This window comes from Clostridium sp. UBA5988, from assembly GCF_002435615.1.
Lineage (GTDB): Bacteria > Bacillota > Clostridia > Clostridiales > Clostridiaceae > Clostridium_J > Clostridium_J sulfidigenes.
The window spans coordinates 1-14,595 of record NZ_DJBA01000077.1 but is presented as its reverse complement, the minus strand read 5'-3'; the positions used below and the strand labels follow the sequence as shown (position 1 = coordinate 14,595).

Below are 14,595 nucleotides of genomic sequence, written 5' to 3'. Positions count from 1 at the left end.
CCTCCAATAATACAACTAATCCCATACAATTACTTTTTCACTAGTATATATTCAAGATAAACTGATGTATTTTCTCTATCATCGATATTTCTTTTTACTGATTTCTTTTCCTTATATATAACTTCAAATTTTGTAAGGGCTTGCTCAATTTCGTTATCCTTATAATGACAATAGATCACTTCATCATTATCTTCAATTTGTAAAAACTCCCCTTCACCAATTTCTTTTCCTATGCCATAAGTATCACACTCTTCACCTAAAAAATTCACATAGCATAGTCCTCCAGGTTTTAACACTCTATAAAATTCTGATAAAGCAAGTGAGAAATCTTCTTTTTTCATATGAACAGATGTATTATAAGAATACAAAAAACTAAAAAACTCATTTTCAAAAGGTATTTTTCTCATATCACCAAATATGATATTTAAATCTTTATCTTGTTCTATACAAAATGCCCTTGCTTTTTCTAGTTGATCTTCAGATATTTCAATTCCATAAGTTTCATATCCAAATTCATAAAACAAAGAAAGAGGTGGATTAGAACCACCAGCACCACAGTCTAATATAATTTTCTCAGAGGAATTGTTATTACAATATTTTAAGAAATTATATAACGGAATAGCATTTATAAGATTATGCATAATTTATTAATACTCCTTATACTTTAAATTTTTGCTATTTGTTTACCTTTAGTTATATATCATCTATTGGGGTTTTCATTAGGAAAACAACAAATTACTGTATCGAGGTACTCAATACCACAAAAATATTCACATATTGAAGTATTTTTCACTGCACATTTATGTGTATTAGAACCTTCTTTTTCATTCCAAGGACAACGACTTTGCTTCCAATCAACCTTGTCATTACTTGTTAAATCTATGTCCATATTTGCACCTAAAAGTTTTTTTATTTTTTCTTTCATAATCTTTACTCCTTTTTGCTTAAAACAAAATTTAGTCAATATCTTCAATGCTTCATTGACCATTATTAAAACATATAACTTTAGAATCCTTATATACTTCCATCTTTCTTTTGCTTCTTTTTAAAACAAACTCTTCTCCCATAGCTACCTTATTTGCTTGTACATCTGCTTTGTATCCATCATCAAGTATTTGAAAATGATTGATTTCTTCAGTTCAGTATAATCTGAAAAACATTTTATATATTTCAATTCAGTTTCCAAAATTTTTTCATATAATTCTGCCTTCATAATATAAATCTCCTTAACATATCTATTTTTGAATAACTACTATATATTTAAAATAATTACAAATAATTCCTTAAGAAAATTATAACATATAATTTTAATGAAAATCCCAAAATATATCATATTCTTCTAATTTCTACTATTATGTTTCCAACATCAACTATTTACATTTCAATGTTTGAATTGTAATATAGCTTGGTTATTAAATGAAAAAATATCACACATTCCTTTTAGAACATGTGATATTTAAACTAATTGTAATTAGTATTATTAAAAATATTTTAGGATTTACTTAATAAATTTACCTATTGCATCATTTAAATCTGTGAGAACTTTTTTATCTCCTGTTTCTACAGCATCAACAACACAATTTTCAATATGATCTTGTAAAATTATTTTACCAATATTATTAATTGCAGATTTTACTGCTGAGACCTGTACTAATACTTCACTGCAATCACGACCCTCCTCAACCATCTTTTTCACTGCCTCTAAATGTCCTATAGCTCTTGATAATCTATTTATTACAGCTTTAGTATTTTTATGTGTATGGTTATGTCCATGTTCATCACTCATAAATTTATCTCCTTTTGTTATATTTAAATTATATGTTGATTTTCTGCCACTTTCCACTTAAGAAACGTTTTAATAAAATTATACCTCTAATTGTAATATCTAAAGCATACCCAAGCCAAACTCCCAATAATCCAAATCCAAATGTTACTCCTAGTAAATATCCAATTACTACTCTTCCACACCAAATTCCTATTAGTGTTGCATACATTGGAAATTTTGTATCTCCAGCACCTTGCAATGCACTGGTAAATACTTGAGTAATTGCTGCAAATGGCTGAAATAACGCAATCAACCTTAATACTTTTACAACCATTTCTTGTATTTCTTTTGTATTTGTAAATATTCTTGCAAATTGTGGAGCAAATATAAAAAATATAATTCCAATAATAATCATAAAAATAGTTGCGATGAAATCCGATAAAATAACAATATTTTTAGCTTTCTTAGTATTATCTTCTCCAAGACTTATACCAACAAGAGTAGCTGTAGCAACCCCCAAACCCATTGCAGGTATATAGGAATAGCTTTCAATATTGCCTGCTATATTATGGGCTACATATGCTGATATACCAATAGAAATAATCATGCTATTGTATACTAATTGACCTAATCTCATAACTAATTTTTCAATTCCAGCTGGTATTCCAATTCTCATGATGGATTTAATTATATCTTTTTTAATCTTTATATTTGTCAAATCAAGCTTAATAACACTACCATTTACTAGCTTTAATGTAAGAATTAAAACATTTATCATACGTGAAATAGTTGTAGCTAAACCTAACCCCAGAATCCCCAATCCTAATTTTATAAAAATATAATTTAAAAATATATTTAACACATTAGCAATCCCCGTTGCTATCATTGGTGTATTAGTATCTTTAGTTGCTCTTAAACAGCTTGATAGAATAAGTGATAAGCAAAGAAATACTGATGGAACTGCAACAACCATATAATATGGTACTGTATAACTTAATATTTCATTTGAAGCACCTGAAATCATTAATATCGGTTTATAAAATATTAAATTGACTGCTCCAACTAATATTCCTATTATAATACCTAATATATTGGATTGTTTTATGGTGGCATTTGCTTCCTCAAAATCACATCTTCCAACATTTCTTGAAATAATTGCGTTAGTTCCTATACTTATAGCAGTATAAAAAGCAATGAACACATTAACAATTAAATTAGTTACACTAATTGCTGCAATTGCACTATCATTAATCTGTCCTGCAAAGTAAGTATCTACCGTTCCCAGTAGTGTTTGAAGAATATTTTCTATTATTACAGGAATTGATAACAAAAATATAGTAATAATATTATCTTTATTTTTCTTTGCCCAATTCATTCTATCCCTCCTTATATTATCCCCCCATAGGGGATAATATAAGGGTATCATTTATTAAAATACACTTCAAGAATTTTTGTAAAATTATCCATTTAACTTCTATAATACCAAACTATAAATATTTTCTTTGACTTTATTAATGCATATGATAAATTAATCGCCTATATTCAATACCATTTTGCACGCTTATTATATGTAAATTATACCATATAAATTATAAGTAGCTTATTTACAAGTTAATTATTGAAAAATAAAAATACCGTAAAATTCATCACTAAATTTCACAGTATTTTAGAAATCCATTTATTCCTATATCAATTTTATCTATATGAAGAATATGTTTTTGTTTTGTAACTATTTAGCAATCTTAGATAATGATTTGCTTCTCTTAGAACATGATCTCCTAAGAGCGGTAAAATTATGGACTTAATCTTACAATTTAGTAATCCTTCTGTTCCTTTCATCTTGAAATCTCTAATATCTTTAGTGGCCTCTCTACTCTCCTCAGTCACAGTGGATATATGTGCTAATGAAATTGTATTATCGTGCATAGTAAGTGCTTCTTCTGTCAATCTATCAAATTGCTTACCAAACTTGTTAGCAACATTAAATAATTCCTCTTCTGTTGGATCTAAAAAGCCTCTAATAAATTTAGAATGATCAGCCATATTTCTATTCCAAGAGACTTCTTGCTCAATCATCGCTTTATTAATGTCCATCTCAACTCTTTCCTGTAACCTTCCTAACATTCTAAGATAGAACATTGCTTCTCTTAAAATATGATCCACTAAAAGAGGATATGAACCTGTAAACATCTTGCACTTTAATACATTTACTTTTATTTTATTTTTTAACTTAGCTGTTTCATTTACTACATGAATAATCTCTTTATTTAAATAAAATACTTCTTCTGATAAACCATCTAGAGTTTTACTATTTTGATAATCTCCTAAAGATAATTCCATTTCAGTTGTATTTGTATTGATATTAATTCCAGTGTAAAATTCTGTAGCTCTTTCTGCTTCTAGTGTATAGTTTGTAATTATTTCCCCTGTATTACCAATGTTTGGATCGATAATTCCACTAGATAATTTTATAGTCTTTCTAAGCAATCCATCTAGTTGTTCCTTTAACATATCTGCATAATGAAGGTAATTTTGAGATCTAGGCATTAATGATGCACCAACAAAAACTAGATGCTCCTTCATTATTCTTAAAAAGAATAGATTTAATTCTAGCGATTGTTTAATAAACTTCTCCTTAGATAACATATTTTCTCCCTTTAAATAATACTTCATTAACAATATATGCTTATACCTATATACTGACAAAGCAATTTAATTAATTTTTATTACAAAATATACTAATACACCTTGTTAATATTAAAATTACCACAAATTACGTTCTTATTGGTTGTTTTTCTTTTTTGCCATTTTATACTTTTGGTAAAGAATATCTTTTAAAACTAAAACAGTATCTACGTCGTCAAACCCAAACTCAATTTTAAAAGTTTCATGAAAGTTCTTTTCAATAAGTCTTTCGTTGTATACTTGTTTACCTTACATTAATTGAGAATCCATTTTTTTATTTAATTCTTTTAATGTTTCTTGTTCATTTATATTTACTAGGTACTTATTAGGAAATATAACTTTTAGTGATGTTGGATAATCTTCACCATCCCAAGGAGCCTTATGATTCACCACTGAATACATGCCATTTTCATCCTCTTTCAAGATAATAACTAATGGATTTGCACCTCCACTAATTTCCTTTTTATCATTATTATTAATTTCATATTCCCCAAATAACGTATACATATATACGTATTTAAGTCCGAACTTTTCATCTATACCATATATTTTATGAACTTCATGTGATTCCTTTGAGGATAAATTATTAGAACTAAAATTATTGGATTTAAAATAATTATTAATAATGTAATCTGAAATTACTAAGTCTAAATTTTTTCTATCTAAATTTTCTGTATAGACAATACCATCCTTTGATGGTGTATAATATCGTAATAAAGTTAATGATCCTATTAACACTATAATCATTAGTATCATGATAGTTAATAATATTTTAAAAAATTTTTTATTCACAACATTTCCCCCTTATTTCTATATTAACAATTAATAATGTAGCATATAACAAACAACGGTTACATTTTATCCTAAATGTACCAAATATTATACCAAATCTAATAGTTTATACCCTACGTTATTCACTTTTCAGTATACTAAACACCTTTTCTATCAAGTTAAAATGGAAATTTGTCAACTAAACTTAACATTCTAACTCTCTCGTATTTCCTTATCATCCCTAAGATATTTAATTTAATCGTAATTATTTATCATGCTCTCTTCATTAATGGCAGTATCTCCACTTACCTTTTCATCAGATTCCCCTTTAGACTTCATTAATTCATTAATGTATAAAGAATCTGCTATTGTTAAGCATTTCACCCTTGCCAATAATTCCTTTGATGCAGATTTTGCTGGAATACTCTTTATACACTTAGGTGGATTTTTACCATCACTAACATAAACTTTTATAATACCACCTTCAAGTATGTACTCTATTTTCCTTTTACCTGATGTTTTTATTTCAGTATTACTAGCTTTTGATTCTTCCAATAATTTTAAAAATTCTCCTTTTGAATTTTGCTTTTTATTTCTATCTTCATAATTTTTTATATAATAATTATTTAAAGTAACTTTCATTATGAATACCCTCCTTAAATTTATAATTTAATTGAAATACTATTAATCTATATTAACTTGTCCATAATGTTCACCAGCACATTTTATAATAGCAGAACTTTCACTAATCCATTCAATTGTATATTGTCCACTTGAAAAATTATTAAGCCCCTCTACCCTATTCCAGTTTACACTTCTCTTAAATAACCAATACTTTTTTTCATATATAGTACTATAACCATCTAATAGTGATGATTTTTCAACAACTATTATAGTATTTGCTCTATTAGGCTCCTGAAAATATAACTCCTTTTTAGAAAAGAACAATAACTGAGAAGTTATAACTAAAAATGAGATCGCTATAAACACCATATATCCAATTACTTTACTAGATTGTGTTTCTTTAATTATATATAAAATAACAAGATATAACCCCAATATAATTAAAGCTGTATTAGTATAATTTCCAATTAGTGATAGATTGAAAGCTACTTTTATAGCTATCAATAAAATTATTATTAATATATAAGTTATAGAAATTACATTAAATAAACAGATTTTTTTCATCTAAATATTACCCCTATATCTTTCTACTAACTTGTAAGTCAAATTCTGGCTTTGTAACATATGCTAGATATTGAACATTCTTATCATTTTCAACTACTCCTGCTCCTGTAACAATATGTGTTGGCATAATCATAAGTATCACTCCTTAGTCAATTACTAGCAATTACTTTACATAATAAAAATTAACTATAGTCTAGCCTTTTATTTTCCTCCATGAACTTTCTTCTAATCCATCTGCTTTTAGATACTTACAGAATCTTTCAAAGCATCCCATCATAGCAGCTATAGCCTCTTCTGTTACTTGATAGTTCTCTTCCCACCACCAATTTTTTATTATCAATGGTTCATTTCCTCGATGTATTTCAGGTTCAAATCTTGCTACAAGCTTATCTCCATATAAAACTGGTAATACATAATATCCATACTGCCTCTTTGAAACAGGTTTATATACTTCCCAACTATATTCAAAATCAAAAATATCTTTAACTAACTTTCTGTCCCAAAGAAGATTATCAAGTGGAGCCAGAAAACTTGCTTTTTTATCAATACTAGAATTAAGATTATCTAACATTGATGTATCGTCAGCCCTTATATAAAAAGTTTCATTTAGTCCTTCTACTTTTACAAGTATAAGCTCACCATCCTCTAGTAGCTCCTTTAATATTTTCTTTCTAAGATTTTTATCGGATACAAAATGACCAAGCCATCCTTCACCACTTCTCTCCCAATAAATCCCTATACTTCCTATCCTTCTTTTAAAATACCACTTATAAAAATCATCATCACTATTGAATGGATCTTTCATTTCCAGTATTTCTTTAGGCAATAATTTCTCTATTAGGTCATAGATTTTTTGAGTATTCTTCTTTTCTTTAATACCTAGAGTTCCACTATTCCACATATAATCCATAGTAGCGCTGGAAAGTTTCCCATGACCCCAAACTCCACTTTTCACACGTCCAATATCCAGCTTTGAAGGCAAGGTAGCACCATTTTTCTCTATATATTCCTTTGCTACATCAACATAGTTAATTGCTTCAATTGAATTTCTATGATTCAATACTCTCTCAATCTCTTCTTTTCTTCTTAATCTAACTCTTTCAAAATAAGGCCAGTCATTGACAGAATAGATAGCCATCATTTTATCCCAACCATCTATGATCTCTCTTTTATCATAAAGAAGAGTTTCTAGCATCATAGGGTTATAATTTTCAACTCTGGACTGAAGCACCAAATCAGCATTTCTCCCTACCATATTTAAAGGATCATATTGTATGCACCCTACTCTATTTATAAAATTCTTAATACCCTCTTCACCATCAAAAGATTTTGGTGAAGATAAACCTTGATACATAACCAGAAATTTTCTCAATTCGCCCTTTGACATAGTAATTTTTTTCATATTACTTCCTCACTAAAATTTTTATTTATTATATTATTTTCAATTTTAAGACTAGATTTTTAAATAAATTATTCTGAAAAACTTCTTATAATAATTATAATTACATGAAAATATTGAGCTTATGAGGTTTTATTTCTTTTACAGGCATTACAACTTCAACAAAACCAATTTCTTCATATCTACTGTTTGGAAAAACCTCATAGTTTTCGATTACGTATTTTGTAGCCTCTACTAATGCTGATTCTTTATCTTCATTTCCCAGCATAACGGCACAATGAGGTACCCATTGTCCAGCTGTGTAATATTCCCAACCACTATGATCACAAAACGCAAAGGTTTCGTGTATATTTTTGTGTAAAGCAATTAATTCATCACATACAACTGGTGCAAGATATACAGTTGGGGTATTATTAAATACCCCAATACTAGAAAGCAAAGCGGGAAATGATTTTGTATCCTTAGCTATTTCTTTTAATAACTCGTCACACTTTTCAATATCAATATCATTAAATATAGCTATGGTAATATGAGGACGAGTCTTCCATTCTAAATATTTTTCACTGATTCCCTCTCTTGCAATTTCTTTAGCTAATTTAATAATTTTTTCCTCTGTTTCCTTATCAAAGTATAATTCTATTGCATATTTCATACTAATTCTCCTTCCATATGTAAATATAATTTATTATGAATATGGCTATGAATTTCATGTTGTTCAAATATGAAATTCGCTGAAACCCTTGGTATGACAACAACTATTTAAATAGTTAAATAGTTGTATAGTTTCCTATGTAACTATTTTCATATATAAATAGTTTCATATTTATTTTATTCTACTTAAAGTTTAAAATAATTTCATTAACATAGTCATTCATAACTGTTCTATATTCTTCAGGTCTGTAGTCCATGGATTTTATCAAATTAATCATCTCTTTGGCTGAAATATATTTAACATCGTCTACCCCTGACTTTTGTAAGGTTAAATCTGAAATATCAATATCTTTACATAATACAAAAATATCAATGAAATGATTGTATTTTTCCCATAAAACTTTTTTAAGAAAAATTATATCATTTATCTTTATACCTAATTCTTCATGTATCTCTCTAATAATAGCCTCTTTACTTGTTTCTCCAGATATAACGTGTCCCATGTGAATATCCCATCCACCAGGTAAGAACTGTTTTGATTTTGACCTTTTCTGAATTAAGAATTCTCCCTTTGAGTTATGTATATATGCATGTGCTCCTAAATCATATTGTCCTTCTAAAAGCTCTTCATCTTTTGGTGCTATTTTACCACTTCTACTACCATCTCTATTTAAAATATCAAAATACTCCATGTGTTTTCCTCCTATAAAAATATCATTATTTTATCACCTACATAAACACTGCTTAAGCATGTTTTCATTGTAACATTTATTTTAATGCTATGTATATATTTTATATATAAGTTAATTTATTCTACAAGAAAAAGCAAAGTGGTTACTTCAAAATGGAAGTAGCCACTTTTATAATTTTTAGAATAAATATAAGATATACCTATATTAATAAATCTCCAAGAATGATGTTATCTTTCCATCAGGATGACATTCTTCAAGAAGTCCAAACTCCGGGTCATAAAATTTGCATTCTTATTCAAAACTAGAGATTAATTTTTCAGGATTTATTATTTTTCCCTTATATTTTTCTGTTCCCTTTTCTATTTGTCTGCTATCTCCTGTTGCAAGAGCTTGTTTCCAAAATTCTTCTGGCGTAATATTGGGTTTTACTTGACAAGCTAAAGCATAAAGTCCAGCAAGATAAGGCATACACCAGCTCCATCCACCTTCTCTATAAAATACATAATCCTTCTCTCCTGTAGGACTAGCTACGGTTTTAGAATCAATAGGAATAAGTAATAATTCTTCTGGTTTGTCCATATTAAATTTCTCTTCATAATACTTATTAAGTTCATCAATATGCTCTATTTTCGATACCCACTTTTTCCATTCTGTAACTTTATAATTAGAAATATCATCTTTATCTGCAAGGGAATCTATATCTAATCCATGGAAATAAAACTTATCCTCATATGTGTCAAACATATTTACTGTTATAACAAATATATTTTCTTTATTTGCTTTTTTAACTGCTTCTATAAATTCGTTATACCCCTTACTTTCAGGCTTGCATCCTGCTGATATAGATAAAACTCGTATCTTATCATCCTTTGGCAAAGATTTATTTACTTCAATAATTCTTTCAATTGCTTTTGCTGTCCAAGAAAAATCTATTTCCGTTTCATTATCAATATAGTTATAATTTTCACATGCTATAAAATACAAATCTGCTTCCGATGCAACTCCAGTATTCTTACCTGCTGCAATTGATGCCACTGCTGGAGCATGCATCTGTGCTTCTTCTGGTTCATAATGAATTTCTTCATACATCTTTACTCTATCATGATATTCCTCATGATTTACTAAAAGAGAATAATCGATAAATGCTATGTTTATGCCCTTACCAGTTATTCCTCTTTCATGAAGTTTTTTTATTTCAAGACCTGGATTTTTATGAAACTCTAAAAAACTTTCAGGGTTAAACTCTTCTGGAAGTTTCCCTGGCCATTTTGTTTTACTATCAAACACTGAATTTAAAAGCTTATCTTTCTCCCCAGATAAATCAAGTTTCTCAAGGTCATATCCTCTTAAATCACTACTATTTTTTCCCCACTGATCTTTGAGTTCTTCAATGTTATTTATACTCCCTCTTCCAAAATCAGCCATGTACGGAAATCTTTCAATTTTTACCTCTTCTTTAACATTATCATTAGTAGAAATTTTTTCTTTGCTGTTAACTTTATTATTGCAGGCAGTGATATTTATTGCAAATACTGCTACCAATAACACTATTGCTAACTTTCTTTTCATTTAATATCCACCCTTTCATTTTTCTCCCCAATATTATCATCTTCTTTAGTTAGTACAGTACCTCTGGATTTCTTAATATATAATTTAACTTATCTTCCCATCTATCATGCATATCATAAAAATGCTCTTCTCTATTTATAAACTCAAATCCAAATTTATCAAATATACTTTTCATTCTCTTATTTGAGTCCATCGTATCAGCATATATACATTTAAGTTTTAATGTATTAAATACATAGTCTATTGCCAATTTAACCGCTTCAGTTCCATACCCTAATCCCTTATAATCATTATTAGCAAGGGCAAGTCCAAGTTCAAATTTACCTTTTTTGTAAAACTTTTTTAGTTTCTCATAAGGTTTCATTGATTATACTCCCCCTTTTTACTTCACGATATAATCTACAAATTGTTAATAAATCTATGTATTATAATTTATAAACATATGTTCTTATAGTGTTACACAAACTTTAAAAGTTCGTGAAAGCTATTAATTACATAATCATATTCTTTAACTTCCCCAAAACCATATCGTGCATATATAAAGGGTATATTAGCAATTCGTGATGCTTTTAAATCTCCCTCAGTATCACCAACATATACTGAACTAATTAAGTTATTTCTTTTTATTATTAGTTTTATATTCTCACCTTTACTTAAACCTGTTCTTCCTACATTCTCATAATCTATAAAATATTTATCTAACTTATGTGATTTAAAAAAGGCTTCTACATATCCACATTGACAGTTACTAACAATAAATAATTTATATTTTTTAGATAATTCCTTTAAAGTTTCCTCTACCCTATCATATAGAATTGCACCATGTTTGCCTAAATGAATACATTCATCCTTACAGCAATGCTTAACTATTTTAAGTCTATTTTCTTCTTCTAAATATGGGAAAAACTTTAATGCAACATCCTCTATTACTAACCCCATAACACCCTTCATATCATCAAGCGTAAGTTTATTTATCACCTCATCATAGTTACCTATAGTTTTATTCCATGAATCTATAACACTAGATGTTGAGTCCCATATAGTTCCATCTAAATCAAAAATAATACTATCCATTTTCATATTTCCCCTTCTCTTTAATAGAATAATTATAATTACTTACTACTTCTAGTGAGTTAACTTATCTACAATTTTTCTCCGTAACTTCTTTTAAAAGTATCATTAAACTCCCTCCCTAGCATTCTCCAGAAACAGTAATCCTAATAAAATTATACCATATTATAATCCATATATTTGTATATGTAGTAAAATTAGAGAATAAAAAAATATCGTATACTCATTTCTGAATAATCCGATATTTTATAACCTTACTATTTAATATAATACATGTTCAACTCTAAAGTACTTCCACAATTACTTTCTGCTTTATTGAATCCAACTTCTATTCCACCTAGAGCTTTAACCAACTGAATACTATTAGGATTACGACGATCTGCCTCATAAATAAAATAATCTAACTCCATATGTTCACGAAAAAAGTTAGTTAGACTAGTAATAGCTTCATATCCATACCCCTTACGTTGTTCATTCTTTCGTATCCATAAACCCACTTCAGGAGTCTTAGTGTCTATCAGATGAATCTCTATACTTCCAATGAATTTATATTCTTTATCTAAAATACAACACACCAAATTTGTTCCCATTTCTTTAAGTTCTGTAAACTCATCAATAAATTTTCTTGTACTATCTAGGCTTTTAAAAGGCTCTGGATACTGGTATTTTGTTATTTCATCATTAAATTCAGTAAAATAATCATATGCGAATTTTTCTGAAATAGGCACAAGAAGTAACCTACTTGTTTCTATATTAAATCCTGTTTCATTGATAATATCCTTTATCATTCTTACCTCCGTTATATCTAAAAAAACAAATATCTTATCTAACTCATTTATCTACACTAGAATTTTATCAACCATTATTTTTTGTTTCTTAACTATTTAGTTGAATTATGTATCATAACTGTTTCAAGTCATTAACAGTCATTCCCATTAATCTAGTACCATGGTTTTCACTATCAAAGTGAACATTGCTATGTTTAGGATACATAAATTCGATCATTGCGAAGTTTGCAACATCAACTAAAAATTCTGTATTACCAGTTTCTTTATACTTTTTTAATCTTATTTCTAGATTTTCAACTGAATTAATTAAACCCTCACCATAGTTATTTTTTATAGGACCGTATTTATGATAACTGACGAACATTCTATTTTTTCTTAGTTTATCAAATTCTTCACTATATTCTGTCTGTAATACTTGTTCTATATCATTCATAATTTTCTCCTTAACTTTGCTTCACTATCTTAGAAATGCATCATTCATAAAAATATCATGAACTATTTAATATTGATTATTCTCTTTTTTTATATTTACTTACTAACATCCCTACAAATAGTTCAGGTATTAAATTTAATAAGCTAATCATGTTTATTCATATGTATGTTCTGAAAAATAAGCAATTTCAATAAAACCATTTCTTTCATATAACTTTTTAGCACCAGTATTTGATTTAGCTACTCGAAGTCTTATGTTTGTAATAGATTCATTCATACTCATATTCCTAATACAATGTGCTAATATATAACTTCCATATCCTTTATTTTGAACTGTAGGTTTAACTACAATATCAGTTATATAGTTTTGGCAGAAAATATATGCACCTACCAACTCATTATTTATCCAGAATGAGTGTACTTGGCTATGCTCATCTAAATCAATAAGCTTTTTGTAAAATTGTTCTTCATTTATGGCATTAGTATTTACCTGCCAACCATTATCTATATTTAACTGATAATATGAACTATCAAATAAGTTAATAAATTCTTTTAACATATCACTTTTGAATCCTTTATCAATTAAATTACAACAATTTAACTTGGGTAACTCTTTACCAATGAATTCAAGATGATATCCTTCAACATCTACTTTAAAACCTAATTTTCTCACTTCATTAATTATTTTTAGATTATTACCGTACACGTTAAAGCATATTTCTTTTGAGTAAAATTTAAAAATATATTCTTTAGTCTTATTTTTTATAATATCTAAAATTTGATCTATATTGTTTTCATTAAGAAAATAAGCATAAAAAATGCAACAATCTTTATTGTCAACAGCTATAAATACTCCCTTATTTTCCTCTGTTGATACAGAATATATTATATCAACTTGATTATTTTCAAACGCTTTTTCTACATACTCTTTTGCATGGGGAGATATATTAGCTATAAGCATTAATATTTCTTTAGAATCCATTTATACTACTCCTTTTATTGAAATATGAAAAGTGATGGGTGGATAGGCTTTAAGTTTTACTCCTAAAATGCGCGCTACCTTAGGAGTTACACCATGCATTCCGACGAAAGCACGAGTAAATGCATCGGGCGAATTATATCCATACTTTATAGCAATATCAATAACTTTTTTATTGCTACTTTGTAAATCTAATCCTGCAAGAGTTAATCTTCTACGACGAATATATTCAGATAGAGATACCCCTACAACAAAGGAAATATAAGACTACCCTAATGGACAACGAGTTCTAAGTATCGAAAGTACTGATACTAAGAACTCTGTTTATAATTCTTTTGACATAGTTATAAATTCCATTTCTCCCTTAACTGTTTTTCCTATGAATTCATTTATAACTTTAAAATCTAAACTTTTATATAATCTTATAGCTCTTTCATTAAATTTAAGAACTGAAAGCTCTATATTTTTTAAATCGTACCTTTCCTTAGCAAATTCTAAAATAGCTTGTAAAAATTCCTTTCCCATGCCCTTGCTTGTTAAACTTGGTCTCATTTGAATTGAAAAGCTTACTTTATCCTTAAGGTGTTATACGTCAATTTATTTTG

The 14,595-nt window shown here is 27.9% G+C and carries 19 protein-coding genes and 1 pseudogene; all 20 read right to left on the bottom strand.

Translation table 11 applies throughout. The annotated features are described in order from the left end of the window. Positions 1 to 29: 29 nt before the first annotated feature. Entirely contained in the window at positions 30 to 641 is a 612-nt protein-coding gene (locus tag B3J31_RS16540) for a class I SAM-dependent methyltransferase (protein ID WP_346849008.1), read from the bottom strand. Positions 642 to 700: 59 nt separating this feature from the next. Beyond that, positions 701 to 925, bottom strand: coding sequence for a hypothetical protein (locus B3J31_RS16535; RefSeq protein WP_346849012.1), 225 nt, complete (start codon positions 923 to 925; stop codon positions 701 to 703). A gap of 144 nt (positions 926 to 1,069) precedes the next feature. After that, complete coding sequence (locus B3J31_RS16530; protein WP_346867783.1) at positions 1,070 to 1,213, bottom strand: hypothetical protein; 144 nt, start codon at positions 1,211 to 1,213, stop codon at positions 1,070 to 1,072. 285 nt (positions 1,214 to 1,498) lie between these two features. Further along, positions 1,499 to 1,786: a metal-sensing transcriptional repressor gene (locus tag B3J31_RS16525; protein ID WP_346867784.1), complete on the bottom strand. Its 288-nt coding sequence runs from the start codon at positions 1,784 to 1,786 to the stop codon at positions 1,499 to 1,501. A 28-nt stretch (positions 1,787 to 1,814) separates the two neighbouring features. Beyond that, on the bottom strand, positions 1,815 to 3,140 hold the full coding sequence (locus tag B3J31_RS16520; protein WP_346867785.1) for an MATE family efflux transporter: 1,326 nt from the start codon (positions 3,138 to 3,140) through the stop codon (positions 1,815 to 1,817). Positions 3,141 to 3,460: 320 nt separating this feature from the next. Next, positions 3,461 to 4,411: a DUF2935 domain-containing protein gene (locus B3J31_RS16515; protein WP_150843924.1), complete on the bottom strand. Its 951-nt coding sequence runs from the start codon at positions 4,409 to 4,411 to the stop codon at positions 3,461 to 3,463. 288 nt (positions 4,412 to 4,699) lie between these two features. After that, on the bottom strand, positions 4,700 to 5,242 hold the full coding sequence (locus B3J31_RS16510) for a hypothetical protein (protein ID WP_150843925.1): 543 nt from the start codon (positions 5,240 to 5,242) through the stop codon (positions 4,700 to 4,702). A gap of 234 nt (positions 5,243 to 5,476) precedes the next feature. Further along, the gene (locus tag B3J31_RS16505; protein ID WP_035131806.1) at positions 5,477 to 5,863 is read right to left on the bottom strand and encodes a hypothetical protein; all 387 of its coding nucleotides are present in this window, start codon (positions 5,861 to 5,863) and stop codon (positions 5,477 to 5,479) included. A 42-nt stretch (positions 5,864 to 5,905) separates the two neighbouring features. Further along, the gene (locus tag B3J31_RS16500) at positions 5,906 to 6,409 is read right to left on the bottom strand and encodes a hypothetical protein (protein WP_346867786.1); all 504 of its coding nucleotides are present in this window, start codon (positions 6,407 to 6,409) and stop codon (positions 5,906 to 5,908) included. A gap of 193 nt (positions 6,410 to 6,602) precedes the next feature. Beyond that, positions 6,603 to 7,811, bottom strand: coding sequence for a winged helix-turn-helix domain-containing protein (locus tag B3J31_RS16495; RefSeq protein ID WP_346867787.1), 1,209 nt, complete (start codon positions 7,809 to 7,811; stop codon positions 6,603 to 6,605). 100 nt (positions 7,812 to 7,911) lie between these two features. Next, complete coding sequence (locus B3J31_RS16490; RefSeq protein ID WP_346867788.1) at positions 7,912 to 8,460, bottom strand: 2'-5' RNA ligase family protein; 549 nt, start codon at positions 8,458 to 8,460, stop codon at positions 7,912 to 7,914. 181 nt (positions 8,461 to 8,641) lie between these two features. Then, on the bottom strand, positions 8,642 to 9,151 hold the full coding sequence (locus tag B3J31_RS16485; RefSeq protein WP_346867789.1) for an NUDIX domain-containing protein: 510 nt from the start codon (positions 9,149 to 9,151) through the stop codon (positions 8,642 to 8,644). A gap of 291 nt (positions 9,152 to 9,442) precedes the next feature. Next, positions 9,443 to 10,720 (bottom strand): S8 family serine peptidase, encoded by a 1,278-nt coding sequence (locus B3J31_RS16480; RefSeq protein ID WP_346867790.1) that lies wholly within the window; start codon positions 10,718 to 10,720, stop codon positions 9,443 to 9,445. 49 nt (positions 10,721 to 10,769) lie between these two features. Then, positions 10,770 to 11,084, bottom strand: coding sequence for a GNAT family protein (locus tag B3J31_RS16475; protein WP_346867791.1), 315 nt, complete (start codon positions 11,082 to 11,084; stop codon positions 10,770 to 10,772). Positions 11,085 to 11,176: 92 nt separating this feature from the next. Continuing rightward, a complete protein-coding gene (locus B3J31_RS16470) occupies positions 11,177 to 11,800 on the bottom strand; it encodes an HAD family hydrolase (RefSeq protein WP_346867792.1) in 624 nt (207 codons plus the stop codon). A 248-nt stretch (positions 11,801 to 12,048) separates the two neighbouring features. Further along, the gene (locus B3J31_RS16465) at positions 12,049 to 12,579 is read right to left on the bottom strand and encodes a GNAT family N-acetyltransferase (RefSeq protein WP_346867793.1); all 531 of its coding nucleotides are present in this window, start codon (positions 12,577 to 12,579) and stop codon (positions 12,049 to 12,051) included. A 112-nt stretch (positions 12,580 to 12,691) separates the two neighbouring features. After that, positions 12,692 to 13,012: a hypothetical protein gene (locus B3J31_RS16460; protein WP_150843937.1), complete on the bottom strand. Its 321-nt coding sequence runs from the start codon at positions 13,010 to 13,012 to the stop codon at positions 12,692 to 12,694. 153 nt (positions 13,013 to 13,165) lie between these two features. Continuing rightward, positions 13,166 to 13,993: a GNAT family N-acetyltransferase gene (locus B3J31_RS16455; RefSeq protein WP_346867794.1), complete on the bottom strand. Its 828-nt coding sequence runs from the start codon at positions 13,991 to 13,993 to the stop codon at positions 13,166 to 13,168. 9 nt (positions 13,994 to 14,002) lie between these two features. Continuing rightward, positions 14,003 to 14,248: pseudogene (locus tag B3J31_RS16450) on the bottom strand (helix-turn-helix transcriptional regulator); the annotation flags it as partial. 66 nt (positions 14,249 to 14,314) lie between these two features. Next, positions 14,315 to 14,548: a GNAT family protein gene (locus tag B3J31_RS16445; RefSeq protein ID WP_346867796.1), complete on the bottom strand. Its 234-nt coding sequence runs from the start codon at positions 14,546 to 14,548 to the stop codon at positions 14,315 to 14,317. Positions 14,549 to 14,595 lie beyond the last annotated feature (47 nt).

Excerpts from the sequence above, each read along its gene's own strand:
- B3J31_RS16525 (WP_346867784.1), bottom strand. The coding sequence starts at position 1,786 with ATGAGTGATGAACATGGACATAACCATACACATAAAAATACTAAAGCT.
- B3J31_RS16515 (WP_150843924.1), bottom strand. The coding sequence starts at position 4,411 with ATGTTATCTAAGGAGAAGTTTATTAAACAATCGCTAGAATTAAATCTA.
- B3J31_RS16475 (WP_346867791.1), bottom strand. The coding sequence starts at position 11,084 with ATGAAACCTTATGAGAAACTAAAAAAGTTTTACAAAAAAGGTAAATTT.
- B3J31_RS16540 (WP_346849008.1), bottom strand. The coding sequence starts at position 641 with ATGCATAATCTTATAAATGCTATTCCGTTATATAATTTCTTAAAATAT.
- B3J31_RS16495 (WP_346867787.1), bottom strand. The coding sequence starts at position 7,811 with ATGAAAAAAATTACTATGTCAAAGGGCGAATTGAGAAAATTTCTGGTT.
- B3J31_RS16485 (WP_346867789.1), bottom strand. The coding sequence starts at position 9,151 with ATGGAGTATTTTGATATTTTAAATAGAGATGGTAGTAGAAGTGGTAAA.
- B3J31_RS16465 (WP_346867793.1), bottom strand. The coding sequence starts at position 12,579 with ATGATAAAGGATATTATCAATGAAACAGGATTTAATATAGAAACAAGT.
- B3J31_RS16505 (WP_035131806.1), bottom strand. The coding sequence starts at position 5,863 with ATGAAAGTTACTTTAAATAATTATTATATAAAAAATTATGAAGATAGA.
- B3J31_RS16480 (WP_346867790.1), bottom strand. The coding sequence starts at position 10,720 with ATGAAAAGAAAGTTAGCAATAGTGTTATTGGTAGCAGTATTTGCAATA.
- B3J31_RS16470 (WP_346867792.1), bottom strand. The coding sequence starts at position 11,800 with ATGAAAATGGATAGTATTATTTTTGATTTAGATGGAACTATATGGGAC.
- B3J31_RS16500 (WP_346867786.1), bottom strand. The coding sequence starts at position 6,409 with ATGAAAAAAATCTGTTTATTTAATGTAATTTCTATAACTTATATATTA.
- B3J31_RS16520 (WP_346867785.1), bottom strand. The coding sequence starts at position 3,140 with ATGAATTGGGCAAAGAAAAATAAAGATAATATTATTACTATATTTTTG.
- B3J31_RS16455 (WP_346867794.1), bottom strand. The coding sequence starts at position 13,993 with ATGGATTCTAAAGAAATATTAATGCTTATAGCTAATATATCTCCCCAT.
- B3J31_RS16490 (WP_346867788.1), bottom strand. The coding sequence starts at position 8,460 with ATGAAATATGCAATAGAATTATACTTTGATAAGGAAACAGAGGAAAAA.
- B3J31_RS16530 (WP_346867783.1), bottom strand. The coding sequence starts at position 1,213 with ATGAAGGCAGAATTATATGAAAAAATTTTGGAAACTGAATTGAAATAT.
- B3J31_RS16535 (WP_346849012.1), bottom strand. The coding sequence starts at position 925 with ATGAAAGAAAAAATAAAAAAACTTTTAGGTGCAAATATGGACATAGAT.
- B3J31_RS16460 (WP_150843937.1), bottom strand. The coding sequence starts at position 13,012 with ATGAATGATATAGAACAAGTATTACAGACAGAATATAGTGAAGAATTT.